This window comes from Geotalea sp. SG265, assembly GCF_022808985.1.
GTDB lineage: Bacteria > Desulfobacterota > Desulfuromonadia > Geobacterales > Geobacteraceae > Geotalea.
In genome coordinates this window covers 503126-522470 of the sequence record NZ_JAKZFT010000001.1, presented here as the reverse complement: position 1 = coordinate 522470, position 19345 = coordinate 503126, and the positions used below count along the sequence as shown (strand labels likewise).

The 19345-nt window shown below is 58.7% G+C and carries 17 protein-coding genes and 1 riboswitch; of the genes, 9 read left to right on the top strand and 8 right to left on the bottom strand.

Features of this window, described 5'->3' with window-relative positions; all coding sequences use genetic code 11:
* Positions 1 to 307, bottom strand: a 307-nt coding sequence (locus tag ML541_RS02505) for a helix-turn-helix domain-containing protein (RefSeq protein WP_243370378.1), incomplete at its 3' end; no start/stop codon positions are given.
* A 330-nt stretch (positions 308 to 637) separates the two neighbouring features.
* Here ML541_RS02505 and ML541_RS02500 point away from each other — a divergent pair.
* A complete protein-coding gene (locus ML541_RS02500; RefSeq protein WP_243370376.1) occupies positions 638 to 1153 on the top strand; it encodes a hypothetical protein in 516 nt (171 codons plus the stop codon).
* Here ML541_RS02500 and ML541_RS02495 read toward each other — a convergent pair.
* From ML541_RS02495 to ML541_RS02470, 6 genes are all read right to left on the bottom strand, one after another.
* Positions 1143 to 3074 (bottom strand): FUSC family protein, encoded by a 1932-nt coding sequence (locus ML541_RS02495; RefSeq protein WP_243370374.1) that lies wholly within the window; start codon positions 3072 to 3074, stop codon positions 1143 to 1145. The genes ML541_RS02500 and ML541_RS02495 overlap by 11 nt on opposite strands.
* Complete coding sequence (locus tag ML541_RS02490; RefSeq protein ID WP_243370373.1) at positions 3071 to 3535, bottom strand: MarR family transcriptional regulator; 465 nt, start codon at positions 3533 to 3535, stop codon at positions 3071 to 3073. Before ML541_RS02490 ends, ML541_RS02495 begins: the two co-directional genes overlap by 4 nt.
* Before the next feature lie 217 nt (positions 3536 to 3752).
* Positions 3753 to 5114 carry a hypothetical protein gene (locus tag ML541_RS02485; protein ID WP_243370371.1) on the bottom strand — a complete coding sequence of 454 codons (1362 nt, stop codon included), beginning with the start codon at positions 5112 to 5114 and terminating at the stop codon, positions 3753 to 3755.
* Between the two features lie 683 nt (positions 5115 to 5797).
* Complete coding sequence (locus ML541_RS02480) at positions 5798 to 8362, bottom strand: glycosyltransferase family 1 protein (RefSeq protein WP_243370369.1); 2565 nt, start codon at positions 8360 to 8362, stop codon at positions 5798 to 5800.
* Between the two features lie 78 nt (positions 8363 to 8440).
* Positions 8441 to 9805, bottom strand: a complete 1365-nt coding sequence (locus tag ML541_RS02475) for a sigma-54 dependent transcriptional regulator (RefSeq protein WP_243370367.1) — start codon at positions 9803 to 9805, stop codon at positions 8441 to 8443.
* A gap of 24 nt (positions 9806 to 9829) precedes the next feature.
* Positions 9830 to 11275 carry an ATP-binding protein gene (locus ML541_RS02470; protein WP_243370366.1) on the bottom strand — a complete coding sequence of 482 codons (1446 nt, stop codon included), beginning with the start codon at positions 11273 to 11275 and terminating at the stop codon, positions 9830 to 9832.
* Between the two features lie 178 nt (positions 11276 to 11453).
* Here ML541_RS02470 and ML541_RS02465 point away from each other — a divergent pair, with 178 nt between their 5' ends.
* Positions 11454 to 11657, top strand: coding sequence for a hypothetical protein (locus ML541_RS02465; protein ID WP_243370365.1), 204 nt, complete (start codon positions 11454 to 11456; stop codon positions 11655 to 11657).
* On the opposite strand, the gene ML541_RS02460 is transcribed toward ML541_RS02465, so the two are convergent.
* Positions 11642 to 12493, bottom strand: coding sequence for an HDOD domain-containing protein (locus ML541_RS02460; protein WP_243370364.1), 852 nt, complete (start codon positions 12491 to 12493; stop codon positions 11642 to 11644). The genes ML541_RS02465 and ML541_RS02460 overlap by 16 nt on opposite strands.
* Positions 12494 to 12662: 169 nt before the next feature.
* On the opposite strand from ML541_RS02460, the gene yihA reads away from it, so the two are divergent.
* The 7 genes from yihA to thiC all read left to right on the top strand — a co-directional run bounded on the left by yihA (position 12663) and on the right by thiC (position 19293).
* Positions 12663 to 13286, top strand: a complete 624-nt coding sequence (gene yihA / locus ML541_RS02455; protein WP_243370362.1) for a ribosome biogenesis GTP-binding protein YihA/YsxC — start codon at positions 12663 to 12665, stop codon at positions 13284 to 13286.
* A gap of 40 nt (positions 13287 to 13326) precedes the next feature.
* Positions 13327 to 13518: riboswitch (cobalamin riboswitch) on the top strand.
* 83 nt (positions 13519 to 13601) lie between these two features.
* Positions 13602 to 14123: a bifunctional adenosylcobinamide kinase/adenosylcobinamide-phosphate guanylyltransferase gene (gene cobU / locus ML541_RS02450; protein WP_243370359.1), complete on the top strand. Its 522-nt coding sequence runs from the start codon at positions 13602 to 13604 to the stop codon at positions 14121 to 14123.
* A gap of 49 nt (positions 14124 to 14172) precedes the next feature.
* A complete protein-coding gene (cobT, locus tag ML541_RS02445) occupies positions 14173 to 15228 on the top strand; it encodes a nicotinate-nucleotide--dimethylbenzimidazole phosphoribosyltransferase (RefSeq protein WP_243370357.1) in 1056 nt (351 codons plus the stop codon).
* Between the two features lie 2 nt (positions 15229 to 15230).
* Positions 15231 to 15986, top strand: a complete 756-nt coding sequence (cobS, locus tag ML541_RS02440) for an adenosylcobinamide-GDP ribazoletransferase (protein WP_243370355.1) — start codon at positions 15231 to 15233, stop codon at positions 15984 to 15986.
* On the top strand, positions 15983 to 16585 hold the full coding sequence (cobC, locus tag ML541_RS02435; protein ID WP_243370353.1) for an alpha-ribazole phosphatase: 603 nt from the start codon (positions 15983 to 15985) through the stop codon (positions 16583 to 16585). The genes cobS and cobC overlap by 4 nt, the downstream gene beginning before the upstream one ends.
* Before the next feature lie 3 nt (positions 16586 to 16588).
* Positions 16589 to 17989 (top strand): cobyrinate a,c-diamide synthase, encoded by a 1401-nt coding sequence (locus tag ML541_RS02430; protein WP_243370351.1) that lies wholly within the window; start codon positions 16589 to 16591, stop codon positions 17987 to 17989.
* Positions 17986 to 19293 (top strand): phosphomethylpyrimidine synthase ThiC, encoded by a 1308-nt coding sequence (gene thiC, locus ML541_RS02425; protein ID WP_243370349.1) that lies wholly within the window; start codon positions 17986 to 17988, stop codon positions 19291 to 19293. Before ML541_RS02430 ends, thiC begins: the two co-directional genes overlap by 4 nt.
* The last annotated feature ends 52 nt before the right edge of the window (positions 19294 to 19345 follow it).

Sequence of the window (19345 nt, the reverse complement as noted above, 5' to 3'; positions counted from 1 at the left end):
TACGTGCTGCTATAACCTCTGGTGGCCAGTCCATTCTCAGTCTATCCTCTACATACTCGACGAGGGGCTGGTAATTCTGGCGACGATGACTCCGGGCCTTATGTCGGCGCTTCTCTACAACTGGCTGGATCCCATAGTACCAGTAAACAGCATCAGGCGCATATTTAGGGCCGTTACGCTTAATTTCACGGCTAATGCTCGTGTGATGCCGCCCTATTCGGCGGGCTATCTCCCGTAGGCTGAATTTCGCCAACCGCAAATGGCTGATGACATACCGTTCTTTTTCAGTAAAATGGCTGTAGGACATGGTGGGTTCCTTTCTGGAGTGAGTGTTGGTCGCGCTTCACACACTACCAGAAAACCATCATGTCCTGCTTTTTTATCACGTGGTGCACTTACGAATAGAATCTACCAGGGGACGTTGAGGGCTAAGGGGACGTTGTTAAATTCTTTAGTAAGTGTCAGTTAATCAACAAATAACCACAAAATGCACCTGGGCCTCTTCATCGTCTGGAACATCTTCGACAGGGTCTTTGACCGATACATATTAATAGCGATCAACCTGCTTTACCCCCGGTGGCGGGTATCACTAGCAGTTCCTTTATCCGGTCAGATGCAGAATTCCAAGGAGGGTAGCATGAAGTTATTTGTGTCACTATTGATCGCGCTGACGATAACGGGCATGGCGCTGGCGGCGCCAAAAAAAGATCTTTCTTTTGCCAAAATGAAGTTCGTCCATGCCTGGTCGGATAAGAAAAAAGCGATCACTACCGATGAATACGTGGAACCGGGAAAGACCCTTGATAATTGGCAGCATATGTTGGCCTACCGCAGCTATCCCACCAGCAAAGAGCCGACATCTGTCATAAAAACCTATCTGAAGCAAATAAAGAAGCCGACTCAAGAGCCGTCAGTATATCGCCGCAGTGACTCTGACCTGATGCTGGTGTTTTTGATAGAAGCACCGGATAAAAGTTATGCCGAGTTCAATATCCACCGGTTTGTGGCGGAGGACGGCATGGTGCGATCTTACCAGTTCGCGGCGAGGAACTGGAAGCGGGACTTCTCCTCCCTGACGGCGGAGGTTAAGGAGAACCGGGAAAAATGGATGGAAGCGGTGGGCAATCTTAAGCAGTCGGACTTCAACCAATAGGCAGGCCAACAAATTGACGGTCTAGCTGGGAAAATTGTTGCACTTCCGTTGCCTGGTCGAGCAGTTCGGAGATCTCTTCAAGTGTCGGTATGACCCTCTCCGGGTGCCCTACGACTGCGGAGAACATGTCCTTGATCTCCCGGATGGTCTTCATGTCCGCATCTGAGGCGCCGCCGCTCACATCGGCCTTTCTCAGGTGCAAGTACCTGGCGATGACCAGGGCTGTAAGCGCTCCATCCATTACGGCACCTATTACATGATCCAGTTTTCCGGCATTGACCAGCAGGCGCAGCACCCGGTGGTGGGTCCTGGCCCGGCACTTTTCCATCACTATAGGGGAATCGGTGGCAGCCATGGTGTCCAGGTCATGGGCGATGGCGACCAGGATCGTTCGCAGCCGCCTGGCGGGATCTATCGGGAGCAGGAATTTAAATGCAAGAATTGCCACTGCCACTCCACCGAGGCACGCCAGACCGCCTGCCAGATAGGAAACCGGAGAGGGAACGGCGGGAATGCCGGGCTGCATGACGAAGAGAAAGAACAGCATGAAATCCATGGCCCCCAGTGCTGTCCGGCGATGGCGGAACGCCACGAGGCCAATTATCAGCACAGGGGCTGCAAAGGCGGCTTGGGGAAGCAGCCCACTGGGGCCCGGCAGAAGAAGCAGGCGAAAGACGAATGCCGCCGCAACACCCATGGAGGCCCCGCAAAAAATATGGGAAAGCATGACGGTGGGGCGGTCGTGGGTTGAGAAGACGCTGACCATGATCGACGCGGCCATGATCATCGATGATCCTTCCGCCCATCCGGTCAAACTCCATGCCGTCCCGACGGCAGCCATGGCGCATGCCGCGCGTAGCGCGGCCCGTCCCCCTTCCTGCCAGTCGCGGTGCCGGATGTAGGTCTGGACAGCCGGCCTGTCCGTCTCCGGTGCTGTTTTGTCCCACTCCGCTACGACCAGTTGCAGGGCACCGATCAGATCCAGCAGCGTTTCGCGCAGCAAGGGAAGGCGGGCAGGCATAGCGGCCACGTAATCCACCAGATCAGCGGTCGCAGGCATCGCTGCTCCATGCTCGTTCAGCTGCTCTGCCACCGCTTCCAGCTTCTTGGCGAGGGGCTCCTGCCAGGAACCATTGTCGGAACGGTGCTGGCAGCTGAGGGCATTCGCGGTCAGGGTCCCGGCTTCCAGCAGGGAGAGCTGGGCGACGATCAGGCTCCTGATATGGCGCTTTCTGCGCTTCAGTTCCAGCGAACCGGCCCAGGCTGCATCCAGAGATCCTTCGATTGCGGCAATTTCCATGAGGATGTCCTGGCGGGACCCATGCAGATCATTTTCATCCGCTCCGCCCAAAAGCATCGCCAGCCACCGGACTTCAGCGGCGGTCACCCTGCGTAAGCGGTCCAGCAGCTCCCGTTTCGCACCCCGTTGGGTGAAAAAGAAAGTGACAGTCGTCGAGACCACGATGCCGACCACGATGCAGGCTATTCGCCCGAACACCAGGTCATGCAGGTGGGGCGGGTTGTTGTAACCCGCCATGGCAACGACGGCGCACGTACAGCCAGCTATCATCGCACCGTAGGAACGGAGGCCGTAGACCAGGTTGCCGGCGCCGACGCATGCCGCCAGCCAGAGGGAGAGCATGAGCGCCAGCATGGCCGGTGACCGGGAGGTGAGCAGCATGGCAAGTCCACCCAGAGAACCGACAGCAGTTCCTAACAGGCGGTAATAACTCTTTTCAAGAAGCAGTCCGCGCGTCGGCTGGATGACAATCAGTGCCGTCATGGCCGCCCAGAAGGGGCATTCGAGCTTCAGCAATGCGGCTACGGCCAGTGCGGCCAGTGCGGCAAGGGTGCCACGGACGGCCAGAACGAGGTGAGGCCGTTCCCGTTGCAGAAGCAGGCTCAAGCCATGACGCTTCATCGCTTACCCCGCGTGCACCGGACGTTCACGGCACATTCAAGGCGCTCGACCAGCTGTCCCAGTTGTGACAGCTCATGATCACTGAAGGGATCGAGCAGTTCCTTTTCCAGGAGCCTCACTGTTTCCCGTATCGAGACGACGATCGATCTCCCTGCCGGCGTCAGGCTGAGCAGCTTTGCCCGGCGGTCGGTGGCGTCTTCCATGCGCTGGATCAGACCTTTCGCTACCAGGGTGTCTACGAGCCGGACCAGAGAGGGGCCTTCGATGCCGATGGATGCCGCCAGATCTTTTTGACGAACGCCGTCACCCAGGATGTGGAGATGCAGAAGCGGCCGCCACGAGGCATCGGTAAGCCCCGCAGATTGAAACTCTGCGTCGAGGACTTTTCGCCAGCGGCGGGTCAGGTACGAAAGGCGAAAGAGAAGGTTACTGCGATTGAGTTCGGTAAAAGATAGTTCCATATAAAATAGATAGCATGCTATCTATTTAAATGCAATGCATCTCTGGTGGTGTCGTTTTGGATTGTTTACTTGGGAGAGGAATTCTGATGCGGCAGGCTTATCAGCGATGCCGATTCATACCGGCCCATGTCGCGCTCTCTCTGCTTTTTAATCATGAAGTAGCGGCAAAGGCGGAAGTGCCACCTTTGCCGCTTTCTGAACGTCATTCGATTTTTTGCTAGTACGTATAGCCTGTCCAATTTACATAGCTCCGTTGTAGCATGAATACCGACTGCTGGCCTTCATCCGTGAGCCAGACCCGATTTGCCGCCGGGTCAACGCCAATCGCGTCTAGATGAACTGCACCAGGAACCGTGACAACCGACTGAACTTCCAGACTATCTCCTGCATTGAGAAGGGTAACGGTGTCCTGTTCGGAGACAACATAGAGTGTGGGAAACAAATCGCCGTATAGCAGACCGGCATACGCAGGCATGAATCCGATATTGTTGGCGCTGTTCTTCCCACCACCGTCGCTGTCGGGAATGTTCTCGCATATGGTGGCACCAGGGACGTCGCGCATGCCGACAACAGCGGTGCCCTTGATTTTCGCCACGCGGGACCTGTCGTCGGTTATGAATACCGATCCACCCCCGGCGACCATCTTGTCCGCTTCGAACTTGTTCTCGGTGCACGCCAGTGGATTCGGACCATAGCCGTAAAAAACGCCTAAGCTGTAGGGCGCAATACCTGCCTCGTAAGGCTGTGATGGAGGTATGGGCCAATCGGTAAGCAACGCACCGCCACTTCCGTCCCGATTTACAGCTGTAGCGATGGTCACGGTTCCGTCATCTTCGTTGGCTGCGTAAATCATGCGGTTTGCGAAGGCGACACTTTCAGGATCATCCCCGGCGGGAATATCCTTTAACAAGGTGACCGCCTTTTTTACCGCATCGAACGAAAACGCATAGATGTGTCCGGATGTCCAACATTCCACATCCCCGGGGTCGGCCACATCGGGTATGGGTGTTGCCCAAGCGTTACAAATATTAACATTGGATGACTCACCCTCAGGTGCCTTGGCACCCACATAGACAATACCTGTGGCCGGATCGACGGCAACGCCTTCGGGCTGAATGCCTGCGTCGAAGGTATAAGCGGTCAGCACGGAATCGGTATAGCCATCGATGACCGTCAGGGTGCCCAAGTGCACCACCGGTTGCCCCGGAAGAACTACCTCACCCGCTGTGCCATTATCGGTCTCCGGTGCCTCGACACTGTATTTAGTGGAAAGGTAGATAAGGTTCCTGATGGGATCGACGGCCGCATACTCGGTTTCATAGGGGATATGAATGACTTTTGGCGCACTCTTCCCGGCGAGGACCATGCTGTTAATGACGAAAACCGCTTTATCGTCATCGGCACCCTCAGTGGCAAGTTCACCGATGACATATGCTTTGTGGGTTGTGGGGTTAACGGTGATACCCTCAAAATTTTTTCCCATGGGCAGATCGATTTTCCTGATCAGGTAGTTTTGGTCGGCAAATGCCAAATTGGCTGTAGCTATAGATAGGATGACAAGCAGGATCAGTCGCTTCACTTCATGCCTCCTTTGCGGGCGCCCCAGGGGTCGCGCAGGGTTGAGATGACTTCGTGCGACAGCAAAAGGGCCCACCGCCAACTCGAGTCCGGTTGAAGGACCGGCAGTCGGCGGTGGACCTCCTAGGATATTAATTTACCTGGTGTGGCTACCACCAGTTGATGATCAACTGGAGACTCCTGGTAGCCGAAACCGATGCAGTCGTTACAATCCCGGCGAAGCATCAGACTAAAGCACATCCATGTGTTGTCCCTCCTTTCCCGCCCATGGGACGGTTGTTTAAGCCGGACGCTTGCGGCCGGGCGAGCCACTATTTCAGGCCCACCCACTGAGCTCGCTGTGAGAACAAACGAGTCTCCATGACAGATCACTGCCTTTGCAACAGTGAACTGCGCACCTCGGTCTTCCCTGACTGGAAAAGGAGATCCCTTCGGCTCTGTCTTTTGTTGAATGGAGTACGCTGGGGAAGTGACAGAGTGAAATTAAAATTTATAAATTAGTATTTACCATGTGACCGGGTGGATGCAACCAGAGGGGAGAAAAAAATGTGGAACTGGAGATGCGCCGCGTCCGCAGGTATGCAGCACTTGACGTGGAGCTAAAACTGATCGTGTTAGCGATGTTGGCTCACTGCCATGAAGAAGACAAAGGCAGCGGGTGAACCGGTGAGGGGGAAGCCCAGATTATCCCCACAACAGCAAGCTCGGCTCATAGATCGGCCCCTGTACCGGGTGCTTCGGCATGACCCGCAGCATGAAGCCGTGCCTGCCGCAGAAGCGGCAGTCCAGCTCGCCGCTGAAGTAGTGGGCACCGGCACCGTCGGGGGCTGAAGGGCTTAGGGGGATCAGCTCGCCGCCGATGATGGAGCCACGCGAGTCGAGCACCCCGTAATAGGCATCCACCGCCAGCTCCTCCAGGGGGATTTCATCAACGAATATCTTTGCCCGGAGAGGGATCTTGCTCCCCGCCAGGATATCCTGGCTCATTTCCGCTTCCACCTGCTCGATGCGCACATGGTGCCAGAGGCGGTGCATCTTTTCCTTCCAACGGGCCATATCTTTGGCCAGTGCCGAATCGTTTTCATTGAGCTTCTGCCACTGCTCAAAGGCGGTAAAATAGAAGGTTTCCGAGTATTGCTGCACCATACGGTCGGTACTGAAGGTGGGGCAGAGCGACATGAGCGACGCTTTCATGCAGGCGATCCAACCCCGCGGGATGCCGTCGCTTCCCCGGTCGTAGAAGAGGGGTACGATTTCCTTTTCCAGCAAATCGTAGATGGCGCGGCTTTCCACCTCGTTCTGGTATTCCAGGTCGTCGTAGACCTCTCCCTTGCCGATGGCCCAGCCATTGTTGCCCCGGTAGCCCTCGCACCACCAGCCGTCCAGGACGCTCATGTTGAGGCCGCCGTTGAAGGCGACCTTCATGCCGCTGGTGCCGCTCGCTTCGAGGGGGCGCAGGGGGGTGTTGAGCCAGACATCCACCCCTTGGACCAGGTGGCGAGCGACGGACATGTCGTAGTCCTCCAGGAAGACGATGCGGTGGCGGAAGCGCTCCTGGTGGGATAGCTGGACGATCTGCCGGATGAGCTCCTTGCCCTGGTGGTCCGCGGGGTGGGCCTTGCCGGCAAAGACGATCTGCACCGGCCGGGTCGGATCGTTGACGATGCGGGAGAGCCTTTCCAGGTCGTGCAGCAGCAGGGTGCCCCGCTTATAAGTGGCGAAACGCCGGGCAAAGCCGATGGTGAAGATATCGGGATCGAGGACCTCGTCGGCGACGGCGATCTCCTTGGCGGTGGCTCCCACCTGGCAGAGCTGATCCTTGAGCCTTTTTCTGGCATAATCCACCAGGTGCTCCCGGCCGTGCTTGTGGGTGCGCCAGAGTTCAGTGTCGGGAATGCGCGAGACGCGCCGCCAGACCGAGGCGTCGGTGGGATCTTCCAGCCAGCGGGTCCCCAGATAGCGGATCAGAAGCCTGGCCATTTCCCTGGAGAGCCAAGTCTTGTTGTGGACGCCGTTGGTGATGGAGGTCAGCGGCAGGTGCTCTTCGGGGAGGTCGGGCCAGACATTTTTCCACATCTTCCGCGAGACCTGGCCGTGGAGCTCGCTGACGCCGTTGGCGTGGCCGGTGAGCTTGAGGGCGAGAACGGCCATGCAGAAGGTTTCGTGGGGGTTGCGCGGGTTCTGCCTCCCCAGGGAGATGAATTCCTCCCGTGAAAGCCCGAGGCTCCGGTAGTAGCGCCCAAGGTACTTGTCGAGCAGGTCGGAGGGGAAGTGGTCGATCCCCGCTTCCACCGGGGTATGGGTGGTGAAGACGGTGCCTGCCCTGACCGCCTCGATGGCTTCGCTGAATTTGAGCTTGCGTTCCTCCATGAGCAGCCTTGTCCGCTCCAGGGAGAGAAAGGCCGCATGCCCCTCGTTCATGTGGCAGACGTGGGGGGTGATGCCCAGGAGGTGCAGCGCCCGGACGCCACCGATGGAAAGGAGAATCTCCTGCCGAATGCGCATTTCCTGATCGCCACCGTAGAGGCGGGTGGTGATGTTGCGGTCGTCCAGGGCATTTTCTTCCAGGTTGGTATCCAGAAGGTAGAGGGGAATGCGTCCCACTTGGGCGCGCCAGATCTGGACGCGCACCCGGTTACCCGCCAGGTCCAGATCCAAGAGGAGCGGCGTGCCGTCCGGCTTGCGTTCCAGGTGCAGGGGGAGGTTGTAGAAGTCGTTTTCCGGATAGAACTCCTGCTGCCAGCCCTCGATGTTCAGGTACTGGCGGAAGTAGCCCTGGCGGTAGAGGAGGCCGACCCCCACCAGGGGAAGCCCCAGATCGCTGGCGGACTTGAGGTGATCGCCAGCGAGAATGCCAAGCCCCCCTGAGTAGATGGGGAGGGATTCGTGGAGGCCGAATTCCATGGAGAAGTAGGCGACGCGGAAGCCGTCATCCTCCCGGTGCAGCTTGCTGTACCAGGTCTTTGCCGCCAGGTATTCCTTGAGCTTGTCTTCCACCATGGCCAGGTGGGAAATGAATCCTTCGTCGGCTTTGAGCACTTCCAGGGTCGTCTGTTGCAGGATGCCCAGCATCTCCACCGGGTTGTGCCGGGTTTCCCGCCACAGTTCCGGATCGAGACGGGTAAAGAGTTCAATGGCGTCGGGCTCCCAGCACCACCACAGGTTATAGGCGATGCGCTGGAGTCCGGCCAGTTCCCGGGGGAGTGATGGCGTGACGGTGAAACGGTGAAGGATTTTGCTGAAATTCATGTGTTGACTCCTTCAAGAGCCTGCTGGAATTGCAGCGTTCACGTCCGATCCTCCGGCCGTGGTTGCCGTGATGATCCGTCAGGACCTTTCGATGCCGAACTTTTCCAGGCGGTACTGGAGCGTCTTGTAGCTCATCCCCAGAAGTGGCGCTGCTTTGCTGATGATGCCGTCGGCACGTTCCATGGCCTTGATGATCAGGTCGCGCTCCAGCTCCTCGATGGAGATCCCCTGGGGAGGGAATTCGAAGGGGAGCTTGGTGCCGGCGACTACCTCTTCGTGGACCTCGGCGGGGAGATCCTCCGGCAGGATCTGATCCGTTTCTGCCATGAGCACCCCCCGTTCGATGACCGATTCGAGCTGCCTGACGTTCCCCGGCCAGCTGTAATTCATGAGTATCTTCAGGGCCGGTTTTGAAATCCCCTTCAAGGCAATGCCCGAGGCGGTGCTGTATTTCTTCATGAAGAAGTCGGCCAGGGTGGCGATATCGTTGCCCCGCTCCCGGAGCGGCGGCAGGGTGACCCGGATGACGTTCAGTCGGTAGAAGAGGTCTTCGCGGAAGGTCCCTTTTTTGATCTCCGCCTCCAGGTCCCGGTTGGTGGCGGAAATGATCCGCACGTCAATGGGAATGTTGACCTTTCCCCCCACCCGTCTGATCTCTTTTTCCTGAATGGCGCGCAAGAGCTTGGCCTGCATGGCCACGTTCATTTCGCCGATCTCGTCCAGGAAAACGGTCCCCCCCTGGGAGGCCTCCAGAAGGCCGATTTCCCTGCTGGCAGCGCCGGTAAATGAGCCCTTTTCATGGCCGAAGAGCTCGCTCTCGATGAGCGTATCGGGGATGGCTGCGCAGTTGATGGCAAAAAAGGGTTTTTCCCGGCGGGGGCTGCCGTCATGCACGGCTTTCGCCACCAGTTCCTTGCCTGTTCCCGATTCGCCGTAGATGAGGACGGTGGAGCTGGTCGGGGCAATCTTGCCGATGATGCGGGCCACCTCTTTGATCTTCGGATGATCCCCGATCATGTTGGGGATTGCCATGGTCTCCTTGAGCTTCCGGTGGAGCATGGCGTTTTCATGGACAAGGCCGATATGTTCGAAGGCCCGCTTGACCGTAAGGAGCAGGTCTTCCCGTTCCAACGGCTTTTCCAGGTAATCGAATGCTCCCTTCTTCATGGCCTCGACGGCCGAATCGATGGTGCCGTGAGCCGTCATCATGACCACACACTGGCGGTTGTTCTCTGCCAGCACCTTCTCCATGAGTTCCATGCCCGACATCCCCTGCATCTTCAGGTCGGTGAGGATCAGGTCGAATTCCTTGTCTGAAAGCTCGGCCAGCGCTTCCCTGGCACCGGGCACTGCCGCCGTGGCATATCCCTGTTTCTGCAGGATGGCGGTCAGGATATCCCGCTGCCCCTTTTCGTCGTCCACTATCAAAATGCTACCCGACATATGTTCTCCTGAAAAGATCTCCACTTAAATTTGTTGGTCTTTTGCCGCCTGGGGCTCCTTGACGGGCAGGGAGATGGTAAAGGTCGTACCGTTTCCAATGGTGCTGGCCACCGTCAGCTCGCCGCCGTGTTCCTTGATGATGCGTTCGGTTATGGCCAGTCCCAGGCCGATACCTGCTTCCTTGGTGGTGAAATAGGGCTGGAAGATTTTGCCGAGATCGCCGGCGGCGATACCTGAGCCCTGATCGGTGAAGGTAAGGATGAACTGCCGCTTTTCACCGGCAAATGCCGCTCCAAGGGTGATGGTGCCTCCATCGGGCATGGCCTGGGCCGCATTGGTGATGAAGTTGAACAGGCAATTGCGCATCAGTTCCGGGTCCACCTGCATGACCGGCAGATCGGGGGGGATATGGGTAACGACCCGGATCCGCTGCTCGTCCAGCTTGTCCTGAAGCAGTGGGAGCGCCTTACCGATCAGATCGCGGTAGTGGATTTCGCTCAGCCGCAGCTTCAGCGGTCGCCCGTAATTCATGAAGTTCAGCACCATGTAGTTGGCCTTGCGCACCTCTTCCTTGATGTTGTCGGTAATGGCCTCCAGTTCCTTGCCCCGCTCGGGGCAGATGGGGAGCAGTTCGCTTTTCAGGTGATCGATGGCAAGGCTGATATAGTTGAGGGGATTCCTGATCTCGTGGGCGATGCCGGATGCAAGCTGCCCCACCTTGGAGAGATGCTCGGCCTCGTAGAGGCGCTTTTCCAGGGTTTCCCGTTCCCGCAGCTTTTCCACCATCTCGTTGAAACTTTTGGCCAGCTCGCCGATTTCATCCCTGGTTTCCACGGGAAAGGTCACCGACAGGTCCCCGGCGGAGACCTTTTTCACCCCCGCTGCCAGGCGGTTGATGGGGGTGGTATACCGGCGGGCAAGGAAGAAGGTGAGGAGGATGCCGAAGGCAAAGACCAAACAGGTGGCAACGAGACGGCGGATGAAATTGGCGTGCTGGATGTCGCGGATGTTGTCCAGGAGCAGGTTGATCTGGACGTAGCCCAGTTGCTCGTCACCGACGATGACCGGCACCACCAGATCGTAGGGGCGAAGGGAGGTGGATACGCTGGTGCTCTTTCCCTTGTGGGAGGCCTTCAGTCCCTTTTCCAGCTTCTTGATTTCACGCTTCTTGCCGACCATATCCGGGTCGGAGGAGTTGATGATCTCCCCTTCGTTGTTGAAGATGTTGATTTCGTTGATGCCCTTGTTCCGCGCCTGCTGGAAGTAGTCGGCCAGACGTGAAGACTCGTTTTGATCTTCCGAGGTCAGGTCTTCAACGCTGATCTGGATGGCCTTTGAGACCTCCGTGGAGCTTTCCTGCATCTCCTGAACCAGGTCGTTCTGACTGAATTGATTCATGACGAAGAGGATCAGGGTGGCGATGACCAGCAGGGAGAGCATCATGGCCACCAGCTTGGTATTGAGTTTCATGGAGTAATGCCTTCCGCTCGAATTTGCTTGCAAACCGGTGAATTATACATCAGGGGCTGGGGGTAAACAAGGAGTATGTCCAGTGGAGATTATCCCTAACTGGGCAAAATAGGTAAAGAATCCCCTGCGAAGACCGATAGGGAGAATGAAAAGGGATTTGCTGCAAGGGGGGTGGCATATGGAATACCGGGTGGGGAAAATACCGGCCGCATACAGCATAGACACCGACAAGCACGGGGCGGGGCGAGAGCGCAAAAAGGGGCATCTTGTCCAGAGAGCCGAGTCACATGACAGCATCTCCATATCTGACGAGGCCAGGCAGCGCAGCGCTGATGAGGAAGCTGCCGAAGAGGCTCTCAGTGGCAATCAGGTCACGAAATAGCTTTTGTCTCGCTCGAATGCCTCGATAAAGAGGTTCAGCAGCATATCGATGCGTGCCTCGTCCAGCTTCAGCATGGATGCCGGGGCGGATGCCGCCAAGTCCAGGTCCTCGTCAGGTTCCCGTTCGCCGATCCCTTTTTTCAGGCAGAACAGGTCGGCCAGGGCAATGACCGCCGTCAGGTTTATCTGGTAGGTATCATCATGGGCGTCGAACTGCAGCTTATGGTGCTGGTAGATGGCATTGGTCATGGCCAGGGGAAAATTCCACTTTTTGACCACATAGGCGCCAACCTCGTCATGGCAGAAGGGAAAGATACTCGTTTCAACTTCCTCAAAGGTGAGGCCTTCATTGTAGCAGCGCTGCATCACCTGCTGGAATTTTTCCTTATCCAGGGAATTCATGATAATCTTGCCGATATCGTGGAACAGCCCTCCGAGAAAGGCCTCTTCCTCATTGGCCGCCCTGGTGCTGCTGGCAATGATGCGCGCGGCGAGCCCAGCGGCAAAGGAATGCTCCCAGAGCATCTTTTCCGTCAGGCCGAAGGGTTTGTAGACCTGTTTTACAGAGGCCGCGACCACCAGGCTCTTCAAGGTGTTGAAGCCGAGAATGACGATGGCTGTGGAAAGGGTCTGGATCTGTCGTTGACAGCCGTAAAAGGACGAGTTGGAGATTTTGATGACCCGTGCGGCGACGGCAGGATCGGAGGCAACGACCCGTGCCAGTTCTTCGGCGGTAGTGGTTTCGCTCTCCATGAGTTGCATGACCTTGGTGGCGACAACGGGGATTGTCGGCAGATCACCTGCGGTCATGATGGCAGTCTCCAGTTCTTTATTCATTGCACACCCCCAATATAAAACGCTTACTTATTCATTCATGGGCTTCTTTTCGGCGCCAGTTGCCAATACTTTACCCCATGGCCTTTTATTTTGACAAAAGGGGACCTTTTCCGTAAGTTGTCAGCTGCAAAAGGGAGAACTCCCCCAGCAAAAAGAACAGGTGGTTCCAGTGCTGATCAAACAGGTTGAGTTCATCAAGAGTGCCACGAAAGCCCCCCATTACCCGCCCGGGGATCTGCCGGAAATCGCTTTTGCCGGCCGTTCGAACGTGGGCAAGTCCTCCCTCATCAACGCCCTGGTCAACAGGAAGAACCTGGTTCGCACCAGTTCCACGCCGGGGCGCACCCAGCTCATCAACTTCTTCAATGTCAATGGCCAGTTCACACTCGTCGATCTCCCCGGCTACGGTTTCGCCAAGGTTCCCCTGGCGGTGAAAAAGCAGTGGGGGCCGATGATGGAGCATTACCTGGCAAAGAGGGCCAACCTGCGCGGGGTGATCCTCATCCTGGATGTGCGCCGGATCCCCGTTGCCGAAGACATCCAGATGCTGCACTGGCTGCAGTCCTATGCGGTCACGCCGATCCTGGTGGTCACCAAGTGTGACAAGGTTTCCCGGAACGAGCGGGGCAGGCAGGCGCGAATCATTGCCCAGACCCTCGGAGTGGCACCCGAGGACCTGAATTTCTTCTCTGCCCTCAACAAGGAGGGAAAGGACCAGATCTGGCAGCGGATCGAGTCGGCGCTTTCGGAGAAAGAGCCGGGAAATTCCGCTGCAGCTGATGAAACGACTTAATGTTTGACTTTGCCCCATGGCTCTGTTAGTAAATATTCCACAATCGAATAGTTAACCAGGTGCGCCGCTTTTGTTCCATGCGGCGTTAAAAGGGAAGGAGGTGCGATTCCTCCACTGTCCCGCAACTGTGAACGGTGATGAAAGCCGCTGAACGCCACTGAGTTTTTCGGGAAGGCGCGGCAAGTAAAGTGACCCGTAAGTCAGGAAACCTGCCTGGTTGACTGCTGCACAAGGATCCTCCGCAGGAGAGGAGCCGGAGCCTTTCGCCACGACCACGGTTTCGACCCCGCCTCCTTGAGGAGACGGGGTTTTTTCATGTCCAGAATCATTCTTGTCACCGGCGGCGCCAGAAGCGGTAAGAGCCGTATTGCGGAAGGAATAGCCTCGGGCTTCGGCGAACCGCTTGGCTATGTGGCCACCAGCCTGGCCGGGGACGGCGAGATGGCGGAGCGGATCGCCCGCCACAGGTCACGCCGTGGCTCTCAATGGCAGACCATGGAGGAGCCGTTGCGCCTCAAGGAGGTCATCCTCGGCCACGACGGCTATTTTAAGGCGATGCTGGTGGATTGCATCACCCTCTGGCTGAGCAACCTGCTTTTGGCCCACAACGACAGCGGACGGGTGCTGGATGAGGTCAGGGACCTGGCGGCGGCCATGCCCGCTCTTGTTACGCCGCTGATTCTTGTCACCAACGAGGTGGGGGAAGGAATCGTTCCGGAAAACGTCCTGGCCCGGGCCTTTAGGGACCTGGCGGGGGAGGCGAACCAGATTTTGGCAACTGCGGCGGATGAGGTTCATATGGCTGTCTGCGGCCTGCCCTTAAAGCTTAAGGGCTGAAGACCGGGGGCAAGCCCTATCTACATGGATTCAAAATGGAGGTATTGTCATGGGTATTTTGCAGGAAACACTGGAACAGATTCGCGGGGTCGATCCGGCCCTGCTGACGGATGCTCAGAAGGTTCTGGACAACAAAACCAAGCCGCCGGGATCGTTGGGGCGTTTGGAGGAATTTGCCCGCCGCTATGTGGCCATAATTGCCGATCCGGAGAACCCGGAACTCTTGGGGAACAAGGTCATCTACACCTTCGCCGCCGACCATGGAGTGGTGGAGGAGGGGGTTTCCCTCTATCCCATGGAAGTGACCCGGCAGATGGTTTTCAATTTCCTCAACGGCGGAGCTGGGGTCAATGTCCTTGCCCGCCATGTGGGGGCCGAGGTGCGGGTGGTGGATATGGGCGTGGACCATCATTTCGGCATGGTACCTGGACTGGTGGTGCGCAAGATCGCACGGGGATCGGCGAATCTTGCCAAGGGCCCGGCCTTGACCAGGGATCAGGCGGTGGCTGCGCTGGAAGCGGGAATCGGCCTGGCTGCCCAGGCCAAAAAAGAAGGGGTGACCATGCTCGGCACCGGTGATATGGGGATCGGTAATACCACGCCATCATCGGCGATCATTGCCGCCATCTCCGGCAAAACGGTGCGGGAGGTGACCCACCGGGGTACTGGTATCAATGACGCCGCCCTGGAAAACAAGATCCGGGTCATCGAGCAGGGACTGACGGTGAACAAGCCCGACCCGAAGGATGCCGTAGATGTGCTGGCCAAGGTGGGGGGGCTGGAGATTGCAGGCATTGCCGGGCTTGTCCTGGGGGCTGCCGCCAATCGGATTCCCGTGGTGGTGGATGGTTTCATCTCCACCGCCGGCGCCCTCATCGCCGCCGAGCTCAATCCCCAGGCCAAGGACTATATGTTTGCCGCCCATGAATCGGTGGAGATCGGCCACCGCTTCATGCTGGAGCACATCGGGCTCAAGCCGATCCTAGACCTGCAGATGCGGCTCGGTGAGGGGACCGGTGCTGCGCTGGCCATGGGGCTCATCGAAGCAGGGGTGAAAATATACACCGAAATGGCCACCTTTGCCGAGGCCGGGGTCACGTCGTAACAATGATCAGGCTCTACTTCGTCGCCCTGCAGTTTCTAGCCATCGTCCCTCTCCCGTTCTCCTGCCGTTGCGAGGAGGATGACCTGGGGAAATCCATGGCCCTTTTCCCCCTGGCGGGGCTGACCCTGGGGCTTTTGCTGGCAGGATGCGACTATCTCCTCGCCTCGGCATTGCCCCGTCCGGTGGCGGACCTGCTCTTGGTCGTCATCCTCACTGCGGTCACCGGTGCCCTCCACCTGGATGGCCTGGCCGATGTCTGCGACGGACTGGCGGCACGGGGGGGGAGGGAGCGGTTCCTGGCCGTGATGAAGGACTCCCGGGTCGGGGCGGTGGGGGTGGTGGGGCTGGTATTGGCGCTCCTGCTCAAATACCAGGCTCTTCTTGCCGTTACCCCTGGTTGGAAAAGGGAGGCGCTGCTTCTCTTCCCCATGGTGGCCCGCTACAGCCAGGTGCAGCTCACTGTCGGTTCAAAAAGAGCCCGGCAGGACGGCCTCGGTTCCCTGTTTATCGGTGGCGCAGGACAGCTGCAGTTTGCCGCTGCCGCTCTCGCAACCATGACTGCCGCCGGTCTGCTGCTCGGGCTGCCGGGCATCGGCTGCGTTGCCCTCTGTGCCCTTTTCACCTTGGCTGCCAAAGCCTGGTTTCACGGCAAGCTGGGGGGCATTACCGGTGACGTCATCGGCTGCGTCAGCGAATTGAACGAGATCCTGTGCCTGCTGGCACTGATTGCTATCTCGGGGGTGGGAGGAAGGTTGTGACTGAGAGAACGCGCATTTACCTCATTCGTCACGGGGAGGTGGAGGGAGCCGAAACACGCCGCTACAACGGCCATGCGGATGTGGGGTTGACACCTTTCGGCATGGCCCAGTACGAGGGGCTCAAGGAGCGCTTCGACGGAGTAGCCATCTCCGCCTGCTACTGCAGCGATCTGAGTCGCTGCGTCATCGGCGCGGAAATGCTCGGGGCGCACCTGGGGGTGACACCGGTAAGGAACCGGGACCTGCGCGAGTTGAATATCGGTATTTGGGAGCGGATGACCTGGACCGAGCTGATGGAGAAATACCCGGTGGAATGGCAGGCGCGCCTGGATGACATCGTCAACTACCGCGTTCCCCGGGGGGAGAGCCTTCAGGATCTGAACGACCGGGTCATGCCGGTGATCCGGGAGATCGTCCAGCGGCACAGTGGGGAAAACGTCCTGGTGGTGGCCCATGGCGGCGTTAACCGCGTCGTTCTCCTCAACGCCCTCGGCGCGCCGCTCGCCTCTCTCTTTTCCATCGAGCAGAATTACTGCGGTTTCAACATTATCGACTACTATGCCGACGGCACGGCAGTGGTGAAACTGGTCAACGGGTAGGGAATGAAATCGATCATCATCGCCGCCCCCCAGAGCGGCTCCGGCAAGACCACCGTCACCATCGGCATCATGGAATGCCTGCGGCGGAGGGGGCTCACTGTTGCCCCATTCAAGACAGGGCCCGATTTTATCGATCCCGGCTATCACCGACTGGTAACGGGGCGCCCTTCCGTCAATCTGGACGGCTGGATGTGCGGGGAGGACTTTGTCAGGGAAACCTTTGCCTGCCACTGTGCCGGGGCGGATGTAGCGGTAGTCGAGGGGGTGATGGGGCTCTTCGACGGCATCGGGGCGCAGGGCGACGAGGGAAGCACCGCCCAGGTCGCCCGCTTGACCGGTTCGCCGGTGATCTTGGTGGTCGATGCGGGACGGATGGCCGGAAGCGCGGCTGCTCTCGTCAAGGGCTTTGCCCAGTTCGACCCCCGGGTGCGGGTTGCCGCGGTCATCTTCAACAATGTGGGGAGCGACAACCATGGCCGCATCCTTATGGAGGCCATGACCGATGCCCTGCCGGCGGTCAGGGTGCTGGGGTGCGTCGGCCGGGACGACAGGCTGCATATCCCATCGCGGCATCTGGGTCTCACGACCGCAGAGGAAAACCCGCTTTCTCCCCGGTTTCTCGACCACCTGGCGGAGCGCCTGAATGGGGCACTTGATTTCGAATGTCTGCTGAATCTTGCCGATTCCGGTTGCCCGCTCCTTGCCCCGGTGCCTGCCCCTGTTCCGACAAGAACGGAGCCGGTTCCCATCGCCGTTGCCCGGGATGAGGCCTTCTGTTTCGTCTATGAGGACAACCTGCGGCTGCTGCGGGAGTCGGGGGTGGAAATCGTGGAATTTTCGCCCCTGCGTGACGCCGCCCTTCCCGCAGGCATCGGCGGTATCTATCTCCCGGGCGGCTATCCTGAACTCTTTGCCGCCACCCTTGCGGCAAATGGAGCCATGAAAGAGGCGATCTGCGGGGCTGTGGCAGCGGGGATGCCTGTCTATGCCGAGTGTGGCGGCTTCATCTACCTGACGGCAGGAATGGTCGGCGCCGACGGCGCGCTCCACGATTTCGTCGGCGTCTTTCCCGTGACCACCCGCATGCTCCCCCGCCGAAAGGCCCTCGGCTACCGGGAAATAGTTACCCGGGCGGATTCCATTCTTGGGCGGGGGGGATGCTCCGTCAGGGGGCACGAGTTCCACTATTCGGAAACGGCGCCAATGCCTGAAGGGATAGAGCGTCTCTACCGCGTACGGAAGCAGGAAACGGAACTGGGCGCGGAAGGATACCGCCACAAGAACTGCCTCGCTTCCTATATCCACCTGCATTTCGGCAGCTGTCCGGGGCTGGCGGAGGCATTTGCGGAAAATTGCAGAAAATTCAAGGGCTCGCTTTCGGACCCGACCAAGGAGATACCATGAAGACCCAGATCGAACTTGCCCGCGAGGGCATCATCAGTACCCAGATGGCCACCGTTGCCAAGGACGAAGGAGTTTCACCCGAATACGTGCGGCAAATGGTCGCCGAAGGGAAGATCGTCATTCCCTGGAATCACGGTCGCAAGCCTCAGGCGGTGGGGATCGGCAAGGGGCTCCGGACCAAGGTAAATGCCTCCATCGGCACCTCTTCGGACATCGTCGATTACGAGGCCGAGGTGCGCAAGGCAAAGGCGGCCCAGGAATCGGGGGCCGACACCCTCATGGAACTTTCCGTAGGCGGGGACCTGGACCGGGTGCGCCGGGAGGTGATCGCCGCGGTGGACCTGCCAGTGGGCAACGTGCCCCTCTACCAGGCCTTCTGCGAGGCGGCCCGCAAGCATGGCGACCCCAATAAGCTGGACGAGGAGATGCTCTTCGACCTGATCGAAAAGCAGTGCGCCGACGGCATGGCCTTCATGGCGGTCCATTGCGGCATCAATCTCTATACCATCGAGCGGCTGCGCAAACAGGGCTACCGCTACGGCGGGCTGGTCTCCAAGGGTGGCGTCTCCATGGTGGCCTGGATGCTGGCCAACAACCGGGAAAACCCCCTCTATGAGAAGTTCGACCGGGTGGTGGCCATCCTCAAGAAATATGATACGGTCCTGTCCCTGGGGAACGGCCTCAGGGCCGGGGCGATCCACGATTCCAGCGACCGGGCCCAAATCCAGGAACTGCTCATCAACTGCGAGCTTTCGGAGATCGGCCGGGACATGGGATGCCAGATGCTCGTGGAAGGTCCCGGACACGTGCCTCTGGACGAGGTGGAGGGGAACATCCAGCTGCAGAAGCGCATGAGCGGCGGCGCCCCCTACTACATGCTGGGACCAATCTCCACCGACGTGGCTCCCGGCTTCGACCACATTACCGCGGCCATCGGCGCTGCCCAGTCGAGCCGTTTCGGCGCCGATCTCATCTGCTACATCACCCCCGCCGAACACCTGGCCCTCCCCAACGAGGAGGACGTGCGCCAGGGGGTGAAGGCGGCCAAGGTCGCCGCCTACATCGGCGATATGAACAAATATCCGGAGAAGGGGCGGCAGCGTGACATGGAGATGTCCAAGGCCCGCCGCGACCTCAATTGGGAAAAGCAGTTCCAACTGGCCCTCTACCCGGAGGATGCCCGGGCGATCCGCGCCAGTCGTACTCCGGAGGACGAGGCGACCTGCACCATGTGCGGTGATTTCTGCGCTTCCCGCGGCGCCGGGAAACTCTTTGCCGGAGATCTGCGCGGGGACAAAATTTGAGGCAAAAGACGTTCAGCCCCGAATGGCACGAATGTTTACGAATGAAGGCCAG